Source organism: Enterococcus sp. DIV0167 (genome assembly GCF_050541555.1).
GTDB classification, from domain to species: Bacteria; Bacillota; Bacilli; order Lactobacillales; family Enterococcaceae; genus Enterococcus; species Enterococcus faecalis.
In genome coordinates this window covers 2,532,553-2,551,706 of the sequence record NZ_CP172933.1, presented here as the reverse complement: position 1 = coordinate 2,551,706, position 19,154 = coordinate 2,532,553, and the positions used below count along the sequence as shown (strand labels likewise).

Annotated in this window: 20 protein-coding genes; 19 read left to right on the top strand and 1 reads right to left on the bottom strand. The window is 40.9% G+C overall.

What is annotated here, in order from left to right:
- The first annotated feature begins 10 nt into the window (after positions 1–10).
- From IGM09_RS12245 to IGM09_RS12195, 11 genes are all read left to right on the top strand, one after another.
- Entirely contained in the window at positions 11–1,114 is a 1,104-nt protein-coding gene (locus tag IGM09_RS12245) for an iron-containing alcohol dehydrogenase family protein (protein ID WP_010713712.1), read from the top strand.
- A gap of 12 nt (positions 1,115–1,126) precedes the next feature.
- Positions 1,127–1,963 (top strand): PTS mannose/fructose/sorbose/N-acetylgalactosamine transporter subunit IIC, encoded by an 837-nt coding sequence (locus IGM09_RS12240; RefSeq protein ID WP_002354902.1) that lies wholly within the window; start codon positions 1,127–1,129, stop codon positions 1,961–1,963.
- Positions 1,964–1,983: 20 nt separating this feature from the next.
- The gene (locus tag IGM09_RS12235) at positions 1,984–2,856 is read left to right on the top strand and encodes a PTS system mannose/fructose/sorbose family transporter subunit IID (protein ID WP_002354903.1); all 873 of its coding nucleotides are present in this window, start codon (positions 1,984–1,986) and stop codon (positions 2,854–2,856) included.
- A gap of 21 nt (positions 2,857–2,877) precedes the next feature.
- Positions 2,878–3,384 carry a PTS system mannose/fructose/N-acetylgalactosamine-transporter subunit IIB gene (locus IGM09_RS12230; RefSeq protein ID WP_002354904.1) on the top strand — a complete coding sequence of 169 codons (507 nt, stop codon included), beginning with the start codon at positions 2,878–2,880 and terminating at the stop codon, positions 3,382–3,384.
- 76 nt (positions 3,385–3,460) lie between these two features.
- Positions 3,461–3,913, top strand: coding sequence for a PTS sugar transporter subunit IIA (locus IGM09_RS12225; RefSeq protein WP_002354905.1), 453 nt, complete (start codon positions 3,461–3,463; stop codon positions 3,911–3,913).
- A 23-nt stretch (positions 3,914–3,936) separates the two neighbouring features.
- The gene (gene uxuA, locus IGM09_RS12220; protein ID WP_033625309.1) at positions 3,937–5,010 is read left to right on the top strand and encodes a mannonate dehydratase; all 1,074 of its coding nucleotides are present in this window, start codon (positions 3,937–3,939) and stop codon (positions 5,008–5,010) included.
- A 4-nt stretch (positions 5,011–5,014) separates the two neighbouring features.
- The gene (locus tag IGM09_RS12215; protein WP_002359031.1) at positions 5,015–5,668 is read left to right on the top strand and encodes a bifunctional 4-hydroxy-2-oxoglutarate aldolase/2-dehydro-3-deoxy-phosphogluconate aldolase; all 654 of its coding nucleotides are present in this window, start codon (positions 5,015–5,017) and stop codon (positions 5,666–5,668) included.
- Between the two features lie 167 nt (positions 5,669–5,835).
- On the top strand, positions 5,836–6,306 hold the full coding sequence (locus IGM09_RS12210; protein WP_002354908.1) for an ASCH domain-containing protein: 471 nt from the start codon (positions 5,836–5,838) through the stop codon (positions 6,304–6,306).
- 175 nt (positions 6,307–6,481) lie between these two features.
- Positions 6,482–6,700 (top strand): YdbC family protein, encoded by a 219-nt coding sequence (locus tag IGM09_RS12205; RefSeq protein WP_002381076.1) that lies wholly within the window; start codon positions 6,482–6,484, stop codon positions 6,698–6,700.
- 16 nt (positions 6,701–6,716) lie between these two features.
- Positions 6,717–7,601, top strand: a complete 885-nt coding sequence (locus IGM09_RS12200) for a YicC/YloC family endoribonuclease (RefSeq protein WP_010824017.1) — start codon at positions 6,717–6,719, stop codon at positions 7,599–7,601.
- A 55-nt stretch (positions 7,602–7,656) separates the two neighbouring features.
- Complete coding sequence (locus tag IGM09_RS12195) at positions 7,657–7,962, top strand: hypothetical protein (protein WP_002383233.1); 306 nt, start codon at positions 7,657–7,659, stop codon at positions 7,960–7,962.
- A gap of 44 nt (positions 7,963–8,006) precedes the next feature.
- On the opposite strand, the gene IGM09_RS12190 is transcribed toward IGM09_RS12195, so the two are convergent.
- On the bottom strand, positions 8,007–9,488 hold the full coding sequence (locus tag IGM09_RS12190; protein ID WP_002386255.1) for a DUF1958 domain-containing protein: 1,482 nt from the start codon (positions 9,486–9,488) through the stop codon (positions 8,007–8,009).
- Between the two features lie 222 nt (positions 9,489–9,710).
- On the opposite strand from IGM09_RS12190, the gene gmk reads away from it, so the two are divergent.
- The 8 genes from gmk (at position 9,711) to ireK (ending at position 18,963) form a co-directional block, all read left to right on the top strand.
- Entirely contained in the window at positions 9,711–10,325 is a 615-nt protein-coding gene (gene gmk, locus IGM09_RS12185) for a guanylate kinase (RefSeq protein WP_002354915.1), read from the top strand.
- A 4-nt stretch (positions 10,326–10,329) separates the two neighbouring features.
- On the top strand, positions 10,330–10,632 hold the full coding sequence (gene rpoZ, locus IGM09_RS12180; RefSeq protein WP_162782963.1) for a DNA-directed RNA polymerase subunit omega: 303 nt from the start codon (positions 10,330–10,332) through the stop codon (positions 10,630–10,632).
- A gap of 154 nt (positions 10,633–10,786) precedes the next feature.
- Positions 10,787–13,219, top strand: coding sequence for a primosomal protein N' (gene priA / locus IGM09_RS12175; protein ID WP_010713714.1), 2,433 nt, complete (start codon positions 10,787–10,789; stop codon positions 13,217–13,219).
- Between the two features lie 26 nt (positions 13,220–13,245).
- A complete protein-coding gene (def, locus tag IGM09_RS12170) occupies positions 13,246–13,740 on the top strand; it encodes a peptide deformylase (protein WP_002371656.1) in 495 nt (164 codons plus the stop codon).
- The gene (gene fmt, locus IGM09_RS12165; RefSeq protein WP_002383238.1) at positions 13,733–14,674 is read left to right on the top strand and encodes a methionyl-tRNA formyltransferase; all 942 of its coding nucleotides are present in this window, start codon (positions 13,733–13,735) and stop codon (positions 14,672–14,674) included. Before def ends, fmt begins: the two co-directional genes overlap by 8 nt.
- Positions 14,675–14,679: 5 nt before the next feature.
- Positions 14,680–16,059, top strand: a complete 1,380-nt coding sequence (gene rsmB, locus IGM09_RS12160; protein WP_010707003.1) for a 16S rRNA (cytosine(967)-C(5))-methyltransferase RsmB — start codon at positions 14,680–14,682, stop codon at positions 16,057–16,059.
- Position 16,060: 1 nt separating this feature from the next.
- Positions 16,061–16,810: a Stp1/IreP family PP2C-type Ser/Thr phosphatase gene (locus tag IGM09_RS12155; protein WP_002354922.1), complete on the top strand. Its 750-nt coding sequence runs from the start codon at positions 16,061–16,063 to the stop codon at positions 16,808–16,810.
- On the top strand, positions 16,807–18,963 hold the full coding sequence (gene ireK, locus IGM09_RS12150) for a serine/threonine protein kinase IreK (RefSeq protein WP_113826092.1): 2,157 nt from the start codon (positions 16,807–16,809) through the stop codon (positions 18,961–18,963). Before IGM09_RS12155 ends, ireK begins: the two co-directional genes overlap by 4 nt.
- Positions 18,964–19,154: the final 191 nt, after the last annotated feature.

Sequence of the window (19,154 nt, the reverse complement as noted above, 5' to 3'; positions counted from 1 at the left end):
GAGGAGGAGCATGTTAACTGATTTAAAAGTGAAAGTTGGACCGCAATTTTATCGTTACCACGAAGGCGCCTTAGCTTCGGTGCCGTCACTTTTCAAGGAATATCACGCCCAACGAATTTTGGTGGTGCATGGCACCGTATCCTTTGAAAAAGCTCAGCCATTTTTGCCCTTCTTGGCAGATTCAGAGTATCAATTCTTCTATCACACTTACACAGGAGAATGTAGTTATTTTGGCGCCGAACAAATTTCACAGCAAATAAAGGAACACCAGATTGACTTTCTTCTGGGAGTCGGCGGCGGTAAGTTAGCCGATTTAGTGGGCTACAGCGCCCATTTAAACAATCTGAATTTTGGCTTGGTCCCCACTTTGGCTAGTAACTGTGCGCCGTGGACACCGTTAGCTGTGATGTATCAAGAAAATGGCGCGGCCGAAGGCAAAACGGAACATTTCTTTCGCCAAGCTGCGTTTTTAATCACCGATCCTAAGTTGCTTCTTGATGCACCCCGTGATTATTTTGTCGCTGGTTTAGCTGATACGTTAGCGAAATGGTATGAATCAGAGACCATTTTACGCCAAGCCCATTTGCAAGGGGAACCCTTTTTACAATTAGCGGGAGCGACCGCCAAGCTTTCGCAAGAAGCGATTATGCGGGACTCAAAAGCAGCCTTAGCAGCGATGGACGAGGGCAAACTCACGCCTGAATTTGTCCATCTTTCAGAAATTGTTTTCGCTGTTTCTGGATTAGTCGGCGGCTTCGGCGACAAATACGCCCGCAATGCAGCAGCACACGCCATGCATGATGCTATGAGTAAATTTTTACCAAAAAGTCATGACTATTTACATGGCGAAAAAGTAGCTTACGGCATCTTCTATCAATTAGCATTGGAAAAAAGGTGGGCCATCATAGACGCATTAATCCCTTTTTATCAAGAGCTAAACTTGCCCATGTCGTTACGACAAATGGGCCTTTACCCAGAAGAAACAGTACTCGATGCAATGGTTCAATTTATTGATTCAAAAGAAAAGGTTCATTTAATTCCTATTGAGATTTCGGAAGAACGTTTACGTCAAGGGATTGAAGAGCTAGAAAAGTATATCCAAAACCAAGGATAAGAAGGAGGAACTATGGAAACGTTAAGTGTTTTACAAAGTTTGATAATGGCGCTTTGGGTGGCAGCAATTATGTCCAGATGGCTTGGAGGAGGAGCAACGTTAACGTTGCGTTTCTCGCCCTTAATGACAGGGTTAGTAGCAGGTTTAGTGATGGGCGATGTCCCGAAAGCGATGATCGTCACCGCAGCATTACAAATGATTTACATGGGTGTTTTTTCACCAGGTGGCTCTATGCCAGCAGAACCATCAATTGCGGCAGCGATTGCTGTGCCAGTTGCGTTGCTAGGGAATTTGAAGCCGGAAGCCGCTATCGCCGTAGCGGTTCCTGTCGGTCTTTTAGGAAGTTATTTATATCAATTCCGTTTCTTTATTAACACGTTTTTAGGGAAGTATACCGATCGTGCGGTGGCTGAACTAAATTCTAAAAAAATTGCCCGCTCAATTATCTGGTATCCAACGATTGCCTCATTTATTTTATTCGTTCCATTAGTCTTTTTTGCTCTTTATTTAGGGGCACCAGTCATTGCCGATATTATTAAAGCATTAGAAGGAACCGTTGTGATTCACGTGTTAGAAGTAGTAGGTGGTGGTTTAGCCGCAATTGGGATTGCGACAACGGTCTATGTCATTGGTCGAAAAGATTTCTTGGTTTTCTTTTTCCTTGCATACTTCATGAGTATCGTCTTTAAGTCATTGGAAATTACCATGGTAACGTATGCCATCTTTGGCGTAATTATTGCGTTAATTTTTGTGCAAGTCCAAAAAGGCAAACCTGTAGCAGAAAGTGCTGGTTCCGCCAGTGCCACCACTGATTTTGATGATGATGACGATTACGATGACGGGTTTTAAAAGAAAAAGGAGGAACTGAAATGACGGAAACAACAGAAAAAGTCGTGCCGAAAACAACGAATTTAGCACCAGAAGAAATTACCAATAAAGATGTTACAAAAGCCTATCTCCGTTGGCATTTTGCCAATGAAATTCCCCATTCCTTTGAACGTTACTTGGCGCCTTCGTTATTGTACGCAATGATGCCACTTTTAAAGAAATTATATAAAGACGATGAACAATTAAAAGCCGCTTATATGCGTCAACTGCTGTTTTTCAATACGCAATTAAGTTGGGGCGGCGGGGTCATTACTGGGCTGATGGCTTCCATGGAACAAGAGCGGGCCAAAGAAGAACATGAAGGCCGCGAAATCATGATGCAAGATGATTTAATGTATAACACCAAAGCTGGATTGATGGGCGCGTTAGCGGGGATTGGTGATGCGATTGACTCAGGCACGGTTCAATATATTTTTATTGCGATTGCGGTGCCGTGGGCGCAACAAGGTAGCGCATTAGGTGCGATTTTCCCATTTGTGGCGTTTGCCCTTTATCAAGTACTGTTAGGTGTGTTCTTTGCGAGACAATCCTTCAAAATGGGGCGGAATGCCACAGGCTTAATGCAAAGTGCGGGGATTCAAAAAGCCATTGAAATGTTATCTGTTTTAGGGTTGTTCATGATGGGAATTTTAGCTGGTAATTATGTCAAAGTTTCTTCAACCCTTCAATTTAAACTTTCTGGCCGTGAGTTTGTGGTCCAAGATATCCTTGATCAGATTGTCCCAGGACTCTTGCCGCTAGCTGTCGTGATGGGCGTGTATTGGTTCTATACGAAAAAAGGCTTGAAAGTTACGCAAGCATTATTGTGGTTAACAGGTATCTTAATTGTCTTAGCAACAGTCGGTATTTTATAAAAAGAAAAGGACGTGAATCAAATGGGCGTAGTAAATTTAGCAAGAGTAGATGAACGATTAATTCATGGACAAGTGATGGTGACCTTGTCCCAAAAAAGTGGCGTTAATTCCATTTTCGTTGTCGATGAAGTGGTGGCAAAGGATAAATTTATGCGTGATTTATACAAAAGTGCAGGCAGTCGGACAGGACAAAAAACCATTGTCATTACGCCGGAAAAAGCTAAATTTTATTGGGATGAATACCAATTCAAAGAGTACAACTGTATTTTAATCGCTAAAACCGTCTCTGTAATTTATGACTTAGTAAAACACGGAGTCCCTATGAAGGAGTTAAACATCGGCGGTATTGCACAGAAAAATCCAGAAAAAGATTTATTAGTAACCAAATCAGTTTATTTAAACAAAGAAGATGCTGAAAAATTAAAAGAACTACATGAGGTGTATGGCGTAGAAGATATTTATTTCCAAGCAACGCCTTCTGCACCAAAAACTAGTTTAAAAGAGGTTTTAGGCAAATTTAATTTATAAAAAGGCCAGTCGCTTGAGTCATTGCATGACTGTTTGAAGTAATGACTCAAGCCACTGAATTGAAGGAGGAACTTTTATGTTAGGGATTGTGATTGCTACACATGGTGCACTAAGTGACGGTGCGAAAGACGCAGCTACCGTGATTATGGGCGCAACCGAAAATATCGAAACTGTTAATCTAAATAGTGGAGACGATGTCCAAGCACTAGGCGGACAAATTAAAACAGCGATTGAGAACGTCCAACAAGGGGATGGCGTGTTGGTCATGGTTGACTTATTAAGTGCGAGTCCTTACAATCAGGCAGTTTTAGTGATTAACGAACTCGAACCAGCTCTACAAAAGAAAATCTTTGTGGTGAGTGGTACCAACCTACCAATGGTCTTAGAAGCGATAAACCATCAATTATTGGGCACACCGATTGCTGAAGCGGCGCAAGCAATTGTTGCGCAAGGCAAAGAAAGTGTGCAAGCATGGGATATTTCTATGACTTCCTTTGAGGATGAAGAGGATGAGGACGATGATTTTTAAGAATGTAGTAAAGGGTGAAAGCAATGAAATGGGGATTTAGATGGTACGGAGCGGCAGGCGATGCCATTCCGTTAAAACATATTCGACAGATTCCAGGAATTACTGGCGTTGTCGGTACCTTGTTAAATAAACTACCAGGTGATGTTTGGACAGTAGCCGAAATTCAGGCACTTAAACAATCGGTGGAACAAGAAGGATTAGCACTTTTAGGAATTGAAAGTGTCGCTATTCATGACGCCATTAAAGCGGGGACGGATCAACGAGACCACTATATTGATAATTATCGCCAGACGTTGCGTAACTTGGGGAAATGCGGAATTTCCTTAGTGTGCTATAGTTTCAAGCCTATTTTTGGTTGGGCTAAAACGGACTTGGCGTATGAGAATGAAGATGGCAGCTTATCGTTGTTATTTGATCAAGCTGTGGTAGAGAACATGCAGCCAGAAGACATGTATCAATTAATTCACAGTCAGTCAAAAGGATTCCGGTTACCAGGTTGGGAAGAGGAGCGTTTGCAACAATTTCAAGAATTGAAAGCCATGTATGCCGGCGTAACAGAAGAAGATTTGGTCGAAAATTTGCGCTACTTTTTAGAACGTGTGATTCCTGTCTGTGAAGAAGAAAATATCAAAATGGGGATTCACCCCGATGATCCACCTTGGGAAATTTTTGGTTTGCCAAGAATCACTAAAAATTTAGCGGATTTAAAACGGATCCTTTCCTTGGTGGACTCACCAGCAAATGGGATTACATTTTGTACAGGTTCCCTCGGTGCGGACCCGACGAATGATTTGCCTACTATGATTCGTGAAATAGGTCACAGAATTAATTTTGTTCATTTCCGCAATGTGAAGTATTTAGGTGAGCATCGTTTTGAAGAAACGGCGCATCCGAGTGTCGCTGGTTCGTTAGATATGGCGGAATTAATGCAAGCACTGGTAGATGTAGGGTATGAAGGTGTTATTCGTCCTGATCATGGGCGGGCAATTTGGGATGAAAAAGCGATGCCTGGTTATGGTTTATATGATCGAGCAATGGGGTTGACCTATATTCAAGGACTGTACGAAGTAACCAAAGCCAAACAAAATAGGAAGTGACAGAATGGAAACAAAAGTTGAAAAAAATCAACTGTATCAACAATTAGCGACATGTAAACTTTTACCACTATACACTGCAACAGATTTACGCTATTTGCCACAAGTAGAATCGGTCTTAGTAGAAAACGAATTACCGTTTATTGAAGTCACTTTTCGGAGTCAGCTGGCCTTGCCTGCCATCAAACAACTTGCTGCTTCAGGGAATTTAATTGTGGGCGCAGGAACTGTTAGAACCTTGAAAGAAGCCCAAGAGGCAGTAGCGAACGGTGCACAGTTCATTGTTTCCCCAGCGATTGTTCCAGAAGTCATTGATTTTTGTCTGGCAAATGAGGTGCCTATTTTTCCAGGAACAGCTACGCCTGGGGAGATTCAGCGAGCGCTGGCGTATGGCTTACGAGTGGTTAAATTTTTCCCAGCCGATATTTACGGCGGGTTAAAAGCCATTAAAAGTTTAAGCGGTCCGTTTTATGATGTTCAATTTTTACCAACTGGTGGGATTGATGAAACAAACTTTATAGAGTATGTGGAAGCAGAAGAAGTATTAGCAGTGGGCGGCTCCTTTATTTTATCGGAAAAGATGCTTCAAGAAGATGAAGCTTCGGCACGCCAGCATGTTCAATCTTTACTCACGAAAATCAAAGAACGACAAGCAAAATAAAAAGATGGGCTAAGTTTTGTTACTTAGTCCTCTTTTTTTTCTGTCCAAATACTACTGACATTATTTTAGTTTTCATTTTGTAAAAATAGTATAGGAGAAAAGCAATCAGTTATGTATAATTAGTGAAAGAAGGTTGCGTGAAGTAAAAATAAAAAGGAGAGCAAAGGATGTTAAAAAATGTAGAAGTGTTCTGGCAAAACTTTTTAGATAAACATGAATTAGATATGTTGATGCCCGATGTGTGGATGTTTGGTGATGGCTCTTCTGAGATGGGTAATCGTTTGGGTCAATTGGTTGTTTCTGGTCGTAAGACAGCGACATGTTCTTCTTTAGATATTTATAAGATGGAAGAAGAACAACTCCCTAAAGCTGGTCAATACGACATAATTTTAGATGGTCAGTCTCAACCGCTGGCTATTATTCGAACAACCAAAGTTGAAATTATGCCCATGAATAAGGTCTCAGAATCTTTTGCACAAGCGGAAGGTGAAGGAGATTTGACGCTGGATTATTGGTATGAAGAGCATGCGCGGTTCTTTAAAGAAGAACTGGCCCCCTATCAGTTACAATTTTATCCCGACATGCTGTTAGTTTGCCAAAGTTTTGAAGTGGTGGATCTTTATACAGAAAAAGAATAGACAGAGAAGCGGTGACTGACACTATTGAAACGAGCAGTCGCCGCTTTTTTTACTGATTTTTTGAAAAAGTTGCGTATGTTTATATAGACAGGGTGATAGAAAAGAGATGTGTATTTTAAGTGTCGAGGAAAAGATGGTACAATAACCTAAGGAATACTAACAAGGAGTGAATGTTATGAAAGAAGAATTTTCATATGAAATTTTAGAAGAAGTCGCTGTGTTATCTGAGAATGCTCGTGGCTGGCGTAAAGAATTGAATTTAATTAGTTGGAATGGTCGTCCACCAAAATTTGATTTGCGTGAGTGGGCCCCTGATCACGAAAAAATGGGTAAAGGCATCACCTTAACCAACGAAGAATTTGCTGAATTAAGCAAAACAATTAAATCCATGTAAAAGGAGCACCCTGTCAATGAAAAGTATGACTGGATTTGGAAAAAAGACCATTCAAAATGAAAATTATCAATTGGATATCGAAGTCAAAAGTGTTAATCAGCGGTTTTTAGATATTCAATTGCGTATGCCAAAGGAACTGAATGCCTATGAACTGGTGATTCGGCAAGTAATCAAACGCACGTTAAAACGTGGACGTGTGGAAGTCTATGTAAATCTCCAAAAAATCGGCAACAATCAAAAAGAAGTACGCGTGCAGTGGGACTTAATTGATCAATTATTAACTTCGGTAGATCAACATTTAAAGGAAAACTATCCGGAAGCAACGTTTGATGCAGGGAGCACGGTCAACCATTTATTAAAGCAAAATGATTTTGTCGAAATAGTGGAAGCGGAAATCGTTGATCAGACATTTGAACCATTTCTTGTTCAAGCATTTGAAGCAGCCATCACTAGTCTTGACCAAAGCCGTGTGCAAGAAGGAACGCAAATTAAACAAGTCCTGCTTGACTATGTAGCAGTGTTGACCCAATCAATTCAAGAACTGCAAGCATTTGTGGGCGTTTTTGAACAAGAATACCGTCAACGTTTTGAAGCGAAATTAAACGAATGGTTAGGTAGCCAAGTGGATGAAACACGCTTATTAACAGAAATGGCCATTTTATTGGAAAAAGGCGATATTCATGAAGAATTGGATCGTTTGAATATCCATATTGATAAGTTGCATCAGTTGCTTGACGAAACAGAACCAGTGGGCCGAGAACTAGATTTCTTAATTCAAGAAATGAACCGTGAAGTCAATACGATTGGTTCGAAATCAAGTCCAATTGAAATAAAAAATAGTGTCGTTCAAATGAAAACAACCTTAGAAAAGATTCGGGAACAAATTCAAAATGTCGAATAGAGAAAATGGTTTCGTGTTTTTCCAGAAAACGCTATAATATAGAAGTAACGAATAAATGACAGAGGTGAAAGCAATGACTAAATTTTATGATGTAACCTTTCAAGAATTAAGTGGTCGTTCTGTGGTAAAAACAGAAGTCGCTTCAGACAGAGAACCATTTGACGTCTGGCAAGATGCTTGTGCAAGCTATTCTGAAACAGAGTTAAATATCCAAATTAACGAAGACACGTTTGTTACTTTGAATCGTCACTTTGTTGTTCGCATTGACGTGAAAGAAGTTGACGGCCCTGTCGACAAACAAGTTCGTCGTCGCGATGAATTGATGAACGTGGTCAATACGCTTTCTAATATGGGCTTATAAAAAATGCCACCAAGCATTTCACGCTTGGTGGTATTTTTTTTTAATTAGAATAAAAGAAACAAGCCAACGGCGCATAGGAAAGAAAGAACTGCGGCACTTAAAAAGATTGTCCGCATGGATGCAGTTTTACTGCTTTCTTTGCCGTGTTTTTTCTGACGTTCTAAACGTTTTTGAAGCTGACGGGTAATTACTGAGAAAATCAGCCCGAAAAGGACTAAAACACTTGTGGCAATCGATTTGGGAATAAAATGATTCGGTTCTGCAACGGTGGTATCCCCAGAATGTTCGTTTGATTCTTCCGCAGCTTCAGCTGTTGTTTGTTTTGGCTTAACTTCTTGGTAAGCCACTTTAGGCGCTTGAACAGTACTATTTAACAATGTCAAAGGCGTGTCGACTTGCACCTGCCCTGCTACTAATTTAAAAGTAGGCTGACTGCCTTTGGGAACGACACCGTATAAATCGTTAGCCAAAGTGACTTTTTTGTGATCAATGGTTTGTGGTCCTTTGTCTAAAAGTTTTTTGCGTTCGTATGTCGTATAGGCATAGTCCAGCAAAGCATTACCAGCCACATGCCGTTCGTATTCACCATCTTGGTTTTGCCAATTACCAACGCCTAAAATGACTTCAATTAAACGGAAATCTCCTTGTTTGACAGTCGCAATATAGTTAAAGCCGCCTGTTGGACTAGAGCCTGTTTTTAAACCATCCACGCCTTGATAACCATACTTAGCGCCTGGTAAAGAATAATTGTACGCTTCAAACGTTTCCTCGTAAGGCGTGCCGACCATTGTTTTCACCACTGGTTTATTGGTGATTTCTAAAATTTCTGGATAATTTTTCAGAAAATGATAGGTTAGTGAAGCTAAATCTCTAGCTGTAGAGACGTTATCGCCATTTGGGTCAATTCCTTGCATTTGATACAGGCCGTTAAAGGCACTTGCTTGCGCCCCACTGCAGTTGTAATAGGTAGTATTTGTCATCCCTAATTCAGCCGCTTTTTGATTCATTAAATGAACAAAGTCAGTAGGCTGGTTCCCTGAAATTAAGTTTGCCAACATGAGAGTCGCCACATTAGAAGAGGGGACAGCAATCATTTTTAACAGTTCACGGACTGGATAAGCAACACCTAACGTAATTTTGTTATTACTAATGGCATATATTTTAGAAATATCGACATCTTTTTGCGTAGCAGTCACAGTCGTATCCATTGTAAATTTTCCTTGCTCCATTGCTTCAAAGGCCAAGTACATGGTCATCACTTTGGCAATACTGGCAGGATTCCACGCTAAATCTGGTTGCTGCGACCAGAGAATTTCTCCAGAATCAGCATCAACAACGATGGCTGCTTTGGGAATGCCATCCGCTTTCAGAGTCGTCCCCATTTTTTTAGCAATCGCGGTAATATCTTCTTCTGCATGAGTCACAGTAGGTTGGGCAAAAAAGGCCCCACAACTGACAACTAAGCCTAGCAGAAACAATGTAAATGGTTTAATTCGTGCGATGTTTCTCAGTCCTTTCTTATTCACGTTTTTTCATCCTAAAGGAGTCATCACTTCATTTTACTTAAAAAATGGCTGCCTGTATAGGAATTCTAGGTAATTTGTTTAAAAAAAGAACAAGTTATGAAAGCCAAATTAAAGAAGAAATGTTATTTTTTCAGTGAATCTCCAAGAAAGTCTTGAAAATTGCAGAAAAAAAGTGCAAAATAGAACTAATACTGTGAAATTATGTTTTGAAAGGAAGTCGTTATGTCAGAGCGCGGGTTATTAATCGTATTGTCAGGTCCTTCAGGAGTGGGGAAAGGGACTGTAAGAAAGGCTATTTTCGACAGTGAAGAAAATGATTTTCAATATTCAATCTCAATGACCACTCGGAAACAGCGAGAAGGCGAAGTGGATGGAGTAGATTACTATTTCCGTTCAAGAGAAGAATTTGAAGCGATGATTGAAGCTGGAGAAATGTTGGAATATGCGGAATATGTTGGTAACTATTATGGGACACCATTAACGTATGTTAACCAGACGCTAGATGAAGGCAAAGACGTCTTTTTAGAAATCGAAGTCCAAGGGGCTAAACAAGTCAAAGACAAAGTGCCTGATGGCGTATTTATCTTTTTGACACCTCCCGATTTAGCGGAATTAAAATCAAGAATTATTGGCCGCGGAACAGACGAAATGTCTGTGATTGAAGAACGAATGGCTGTGGCCAGAGAAGAAATCGAAATGATGGCGCTGTATGATTATGCGGTAGTGAATGATGAAGTTCCTTTAGCCGTGCAACGAATTAAAGACATTATCGCGAGTGAGCACTTCCGTGTTGACCGTGTAATTGGAAAATATATTAAAATGTTAGAGGAGATGTAGCCTTATGATGTTAAAACCGTCAATTGACTCATTGTTAAAAGAAGTCCCTTCAAAATATTCTTTGGTTATTTTAGCAAGCAAACGTGCGCATGAATTAGATGAAGGTGTTCAACCAACCGTTGAATCCTTTGATTCTGTAAAAAGTGTGGGTCGTGCGTTAGAAGAAATCGAAGCAGGAACAGTGATCAGTGATCCAAATCCTGAAGAAAAACGCGAACGTCTACGCATTGAACGTGAAGAAGGCAAACGCCAACGTGAACAAGAACAAAAAGAATTAGAAAACCGTTTACGTGACGAAAAAAATTAATTGAATGATTGTCAACGAATGGAGAAAGCCGTCTGTCTATTTCAGAGGCTTTCTCTTCGTTTATTCTGAAAGGTGCCAACGAGACACACAAGACAAATCAGTCAATCTTTAGTACAATAGGCAAAGAGAATTTACATAAAAAGGAGGACGCACCATGCAAAAAGTAGCCAAAGTTATTGTGGATGTACCAACGATGCAAACCGATCAACCATTCACTTATTTAGTTCCTGAAAATTTAAATGAGCAATTGGCTGTCGGCATGCGTGTAGAAGTGCCTTTTGGTAACGGTAATCGGCATGTTCAAGGGTTTGTTCTAGCCGTTGAACCAGTGGCTGCAACGGTTCTTGACGAAACCAATGTTCAGTTGAAAGAACTAGTGGCGGTGTTGGATTTAAAACCTGTTTTAAATACAGAAATGTTGGCTTTAGCTGATTATATGAAGGAAAAAACGTTTGCTTTTAAAATCACTTGTTTGCAAACCATGTTGCCTAGCGTAATGCGTGCCGATTACCAAAAATATATTTATTTAACGGATGAGCTTTCTGAAGAATTACAAGATCAGTTATTTTATGGTTTAGAGGAAATTTCGTGGGACCAAGCGCAAGAACGTGGGCTTTTGCCTCAACTAATGGCGTTGCGTAAACAGCAAAAAGTCGATATTCGCTACGAAGTTACGACGAGAAATAAAGTCAAAATGGTCCGCTTCATTCAAGCCGCTAAGGAATTTGAACAATTAGAGGAAATTCGTTTGGGTTTACGCAAGGGAGCTAAGAAGAAAGAGCAACTTCTTTACTATTTACAACGCTTGGGCACTGAAAAAGTCACCGCTGTGAAGGAAATGAAAGAATTAGGTTTCAGTACCGCGCTTTTAAATGAAGCGGCCAAAAACGGCTGGCTAACGTTCATTGAAAAAGAAGCGTATCGTGATCCGTTTGCTAATCAGACGTTTGAAAAAACGACTGCGTTATCTTTGAATGCAGAACAACAGGTGGCTGTGGAAACAATCTTACAATCGGTCCAAGAACAGCAAAGCCAAACCTACTTATTGGAAGGTATTACAGGAAGCGGGAAAACAGAAGTTTATCTACAGGTCATTGCAGAAGTTCTTAACCAAGGCAAAACAGCCATTATGCTTGTCCCTGAAATTTCTTTAACTCCGCAAATGGTGCAACGCTTTAAAAGTCGCTTTGGCGAACATGTTGCTGTAATGCACAGTGGCTTATCGCAAGGTGAAAAATACGACGAGTGGCGGAAGATTGAACGAGGAGAAGCGGAAGTGGTGGTTGGCGCGCGTTCTGCCATTTTTGCGCCAATCGAAAACATCGGTGTGATCATTATTGATGAAGAACACGAGGCAAGTTATAAACAAGAAGAAACCCCCCGCTACCACGCGAGAGATTTAGCGATTTGGCGTTCGGAGTACCATCATTGCCCTGTTGTTTTAGGTAGTGCCACGCCGTCCTTGGAATCACGCGCTCGCGCACAAAAAAATGTTTATCAGCGGTTACGATTAACACAGCGTGCCAATCAAGCGGCAACTTTGCCTACGATTGATGTAGTGGATATGCGGCAAGAAGTAGAAAATGGCAATGTCTCTTCTTTTTCCATGTCGTTGCAAGAAAAACTCCAAGAACGCTTAGAGAAAAACGAACAAAGTGTTCTCCTACTTAATCGCCGTGGATATTCGTCATTTGTGATGTGTCGCGATTGTGGCTATGTGTTGCCGTGTCCGAATTGTGATATTTCCTTAACTTTGCATATGGATAGTAAAACAATGAAATGTCATTATTGTGGACATGAAGAACGGATTCCTTATCGCTGTCCTAACTGTGGCCAAGATAAAATTCGCTACTACGGAACAGGCACACAAAAAGTAGAAGAAGAATTACAAACGTTGTTACCAGACAGTCGTATTCTCCGAATGGATGTTGATACGACCCGTCGCAAAGGTGCGCATGAAAAGATTTTGCGAACATTTGGTGAAGGACAAGCGGATATTTTATTAGGCACACAAATGATTGCCAAAGGACTGGACTTTCCAAATGTGACGTTAGTCGGTGTCTTAAATGCTGATACCGCCTTGAATTTACCCGATTTTCGTTCCAGTGAACGGACCTTCCAATTATTGACACAGGTCAGCGGTCGCGCTGGTCGCGCTGAAAAACCGGGGGAAGTCATCATTCAATCTTTTAACCCCGAGCATTATGCGATACAATTGGCAAAAGCCCAAGATTATGAAGATTTTTATACAAAAGAAATGTATATCCGTCATCGTGGGGATTATCCGCCGTACTATTTTACGGTCCAAATTACGGCTAGCCATCCTGAAGAAAATGAAGCAGCGAAACAAATGTTTCAAATCGCGACGAAATTAAAACAAGGCTTATCGCCGCAAGCTATTTTGTTGGGACCAACGCCCAACGCAATTATGCGTGTCAATAATCGATACTTTTATCAAGTGATTATCAAGTATAAACAAGAACCAATGCTTCAACCATTATTGAAAGAAATTTTAACCGATACACAACGAGCAACGGCTCGTGGCTTAAAGCTTTCCATTGATGCAGAACCCATGAATTTTATTTAAAAAATACAGCTTTGAAAGGAGCACTTATGCGCTATCCAGTTGTGATTCACCCGAACGAACACTTAAAAATGAAGGCTCAACCTGTGACGATTATTACCGATGAAATTGTGCAGTTACTAGAGGATATGTATGAAACAATGCTGGCCCATGATGGGATTGGCTTAGCAGCCCCGCAAATTGGTAAAAATTTGCAAATGGCAGTGATTGAAATCGATGAAGAATCTGGTCGTTTTGAACTAATTAATCCTGTGATTATTGAAAAAAAAGGAACCAGTATTGATGTGGAAGGCTGTTTAAGTATTCCAGAAACATATGGAACCGTTGAACGAGCAGATGAAGTGACTGTCCGTTATTTTGACCGTGAAGGTGAAGAAATGGAAGTTACGGCTTACGGCTATTTAGCTCGAGCTTTTCAACACGAAATTGATCATTTGAATGGCGAGTTATTTATCGACAAAATGATTGAGAAAATTGCACCAGAAGATTTAGAAGCGTATATGGAGGAACATTTTGATGACTAAAATTGTATTTATGGGCACACCAGCCTTTTCGGTTCCGATTTTAGAAAGTTTAATCGAGGCAGGCTATGACGTTCAAGCGGTTGTCACGCAACCAGATCGACCAGTTGGCCGAAAAAAAGTGATTACCCCAACGCCTGTCAAAGAAGCAGCTTTAAAACATAACTTATTAGTCTTACAACCAGAGAAAATTTCAGGTTCTCCTGAAATGGAAAAAGTGATTGACTTAGCACCAGATGTAATTGTGACAGCAGCCTTTGGACAATTTTTACCAGAGAAAATTTTAAAAGCGCCCAAACTAGGTGCGATTAATGTCCATGCCTCACTTTTACCAAAATATCGTGGCGGCGCACCTGTACATTACTCGATTATTGAAGGAGAAAAAGAAACAGGCGTCACGATTATGGAAATGGTGAAAAAAATGGATGCTGGCGCGATTTTATCGCAACGTGCAATTCCGATTACGAAACAAGATGATGTAGGCACCATGTTTGAAAAATTAAGCATTCTAGGAAAAGAACTTTTATTAGAGACGTTACCTAAGCTAATTGCTGGCGAAATTACGCCTATTCCACAAGTGGAAGAAGAGGCTACTTTTTCACCCAATATTACTCGAGAACAAGAACGAATTGACTGGCAAAAAACTGCTGAGGCAATTGATAACCAAGTGCGTGGTATGCGTCCTTGGCCAACAGCGTTCACAACCTATCAAGGGACCAACTGGAAAATTTGGGCAGTGACACCACTGACTGAAACAACAACCAGCGCCCCAGGAACGATTATCCAACGTAGTAAAAAAGCGCTATGGATTGCTTGTGGCGAAGGGACAGTTCTTCAAATTGATCGCCTGCAACCAGCAGGTAAAGGTCAATTAACGATTCAAGAATTTTTAAATGGCGTTGGTCAAAATGTCGCAGAAAAAGATAAGGTGGACTAACAAAAATGGCTGAAAAAATCCCCAAGAAATTAAAACGTTCTGTTCGATACGTTGCTTTAGAAACCATCGAACGTGTGGATAAAGGTGGGGCGTACTCCAATCTTTTACTTAATGAAATGATGACAAAATCAGAACTAAGCGAGAAAGATGGCCGCTTGTTTACAGAACTTGTCTACGGCACAATTAGTCGCAAATTATTGTTGGAATACTACTTAACACCATTTGTTAAGAAACCGCAAAAAGTCGATAATTGGGTGAAAAATTTATTGATTTTATCGTTATATCAATTACTTTATTTAGATAAAGTGCCTGATCATGCAGTCATTAATGAAGCGGTTGAAATTGGCAAACGTCGTGGCAATCCTGGGATTGGTAAATTCGTGAATGGCGTGCTGCGGGCGTTCCAACGAAATGGAGCACCTAGTTTGGCCGCAATTAGCGATCCAGTTGATCGTTTAGCAACGGAAATTAGCATGCCACGTTGGTTAACAGAAAAATTACTTGCCCAATTAGGCGAAGAAGAAACACGGCAGTTGGGTTTGTCATTATTTGAAAAAAGCCATGCGAGTGGCCGAGTAAACACACGGTTTATTTCACGAGAAGAAGCGCTGGAAGAATTACAAGAAACAGGGATTGCCGCGAAGGAAAGTCAACTTTCCCCTTATGGTGTTGTCGCTGAAAAAGGCTACTTAGCTGGCAGTGAACTGTTTATTAACGGTTGTTTAACCATTCAAGATGAAAGCTCTATGCTCGTGGCTCCAGCGATGCAAATTGAACCGCATCATCGTGTATTGGATGCTTGTGCGGCTCCTGGTGGCAAAACGACTCATATCGCAACTTTTTTAGAGGCTGAAGCAGGTGGTCGTGTGACTTCTTTAGATATTCATGCGCACAAAATTAAGCTAATTAATGAAAATGCGCAACGCCTCCATGTGGCGGAAGTCGTCCAAGCAGAAAAGCTTGATGCGCGACAAGTGGCCGAAGAATTTCCCGCAGAAACCTTTGATCGGATTTTAGTTGATGCACCATGTTCAGGCTTAGGGCTAATGCGCCGTAAACCAGACATTAAATACCATAAAACGGCCAATGATTTTCAAAATTTACCTAAAATTCAGTTAGAAATCTTAGAAAGTGTTGCCCCAACACTAAAACAATGGGGTATAATGGTCTATAGCACTTGTACTATTACGCCAGAAGAAAATCAGGAAGTAGTGGCAGCCTTTTTAGCCAAACACCCTGAATTTGAAAAAATTGAAATTGTTGCAAATGAAAACGTCCAAGCAGTAGTAAAAGAGCAAGAACTGGTTCTGTATCCCCATCAATACATGACAGATGGCTTCTTTATTTGCTGTATGCGGAAAGTTAGTTCAAATGAGGTGAAATAATTTGGAAATCAACGTTCAATCAGATGTCGGTCGCAAAAGAAATACGAACCAAGATTATGCCAACGTTTTTGAGAACCAACAACACATAACCTTTGCTGTTTTAGCAGATGGCATGGGTGGTCACCAAGCAGGTGATGTCGCTAGCCAAATGGCAGTCAATAATTTAGGTGAGAGTTGGTCCAATGCGTCTGTCGACTCAGCTGAAAAATCTGCACAGTGGTTAATTCAAGCAATTCAAAAGGAAAATGAAAAAATTTATGAACGCGGACAATCGAAACCAGAGTATTTAGGAATGGGGACAACCGTGGTTGGTGCCATTCTTTTACCGGATTCATTTGTCTTAGCAAATGTGGGGGATAGTCGTGCTTATTTAGTTCGTGACCAACACATGTTACAATTAACAGAAGATCATTCTTTAGTGAATGAACTAGTAAAATCAGGGGAGATTACTCGTGAGATGGCTGCAAATCATCCACGAAAAAATGTCCTAACACGTTCTTTGGGAATGCCTGGCACTGTCGAAGTCGATGTAACCAATCATGAATGGCTGCCTAATGACTATTTACTGTTATGTTCGGACGGTTTAACCAATATGGTTCCTGAGACAAAAATTTTAGAAATTTTAGAGACGTCAGATCCCTTAGAATCCAAATTAAGCCAACTCGTTGCCCAAGCAAATGAAGCGGGTGGTTTAGATAACATTACCGTGTTAGTGATACACTTTGACGAACAGAAGGAGGAAAACCAATGATAGAAATCGGCAAGAAGCTGAATGGTCGATATCACATTATTGGCAGCATCGGAAGCGGCGGCATGGCCAACGTCTATTTAGCACACGATTTAATTTTAGACCGAGACGTTGCAGTAAAAGTCTTGCGCTTTGACTTCCAAAACGATCAAGCCGCCATCCGACGTTTTCAGCGTGAAGCACTAGCCGCAACTGAGCTGGTTCACCCGAATATCGTCAGTGTGTACGATGTAGGCGAAGAAGATGGACTACAATATTTAGTCATGGAATATGTGAAAGGAATGGACTTAAAACGTTACATCCAAACGCATTTCCCAATCCCTTATTCCACAGTTGTGGACATTACGCAACAAATTTTATCTGCTGTCGCAATGGCACATGAACATAGAATTATTCACCGGGATTTAAAACCGCAAAACATTCTGATTGACGAACACGGCACAGTCAAAATTACTGACTTTGGGATTGCGATTGCTTTGTCAGAAACGTCAATTACGCAAACGAACACAATGTTAGGTTCGGTGCATTACTTATCGCCAGAACAAGCGCGCGGAAGCATGGCGACTAACCAATCAGATATTTACGCTGTGGGAATTATTCTCTATGAAATGTTAACGGGGAATGTACCGTTTGATGGTGAATCAGCCGTAACGATTGCCTTAAAACATTTTCAAGAAGAAATTCCTTCTGTCAAAATGTTTGATCCAGGGATTCCTCAATCATTGGAAAATGTGGTTCGTCACGCAACCGCAAAAGACCCAAGCGATCGCTACAAAACAGCGAATGAGATGGCAGAAGACTTATACACGTCCTTGTCAGCCAGTCGTTTAAACGAACCTGCGTGGGAACCAACGGCTTTATTAGGAGAAACGAAAGTATTAACTCCGATTCCCGAAGACATCGCTGAACCGGAAGAGACAACGCCTGTCGAAGTTCCAGAAGATATCGCAGATGACATTTTAGCTGAACAACCACCGAAGAAAAACCGCAAAAAATTGTGGATTGGCTTAGCAATTGCGGCATTAATTGCTTTAGCAATAGGTGGCTTAGCCTTTGCAATGTCGGGCGGTAAAGACGTTGAAGTTCCTGATGTTACAAATGAAACGAAAGCGGCCGCTTCACAAGCGCTACAAAGTGCCGGGCTGAAAGTCGATAGTGAAACCAAAAAAATTCCCGACGATAAGATTGAAGAAGGCAAGGTGGTCAAAACAGACCCCGAAGCAAAATCATCTGTGAAAAAAGGCCGATCTGTTACTTTATATATCAGCTCTGGAACAGAAAAAATTGAGATGGCCGATTATACAAAGGAATCGTATGAATCTGCTGTCGAAGCCTTGAAAAAACTAGGGTTTTCAGAAGACCAAATTACAACGAAAAAAGAATACAGTGATTCTGTGTCTACAGATAACATTATTAAACAAAAACCAGCTGCAGGTAAAAAAGTTGATCCGAAAAAAGACAACGTCACTTTAACGGTCAGTGAAGGACCAGAAGCGGTTACTTTGCCTAGTTACGCCGGTTATTCTTACACAAATGCAGTAAATGCACTGGCACAATTAGGTATTTCTGAATCTCAAATTACGCGTGTCGACCAAGCAAGCGATACGGTAGAACCAGGTTTAGTCATTACGCAAGACCCCGCACCAGGGGGCACCGTAGTACCTAAAAATGGTCAAGTGACATTATATGTAAGTAAAGGTAGCGACAAAGTGACACTTTCTGATTATAGCGGAATTTCTTATGATAATGCGGTAAGTCGCTTAATTGCTTTAGGTATCCCAGAATCTCAAATAAAACGAGTGGACGAAGAAAGCGACAAAGTTGAAAAAGATACCGTGATTAGTCAAGAACCAGCTTCTGGTACCGCTGTTGATCCGAAAAATGACACGATTACTTTACATGTCAGCAAAGACAGCGACTCAGTAACTGTTCCCGATATTTCAGGTTATTCGCCAAAAGCTGCAGAAGACAGCATCAATAACGCTGGCCTTAAAATCAATGAACAAGGATTATCTGGCTCTGGCGATGGCCAAGTCGTTGAACGAACTAGCCCATCCGCTGGCAGCAAAGTCAAAAAAGGCGACGCTGTTACAGTTTATTATTCAAAAGCAAATGATTCAAAAAGCACCACTAGTGAAAGTAGTACGAGTAATTAAGACAAGAGGTTGGGACAGGAGTGTTTAGCTTCAAGAAATAAGAAGAAATTTCCGAAAGATGCTTTTCGTCTTTCGAGGAATTTCGGCTTATTTCTGAAGAAGCTGCTCCTGTCCCGCCGTTTATCTTAAGATTTAAGTCTAGGAAGGTAAGTCATTTCGACTTATGTCCTAGGCTCTTTTTTAATTAATAG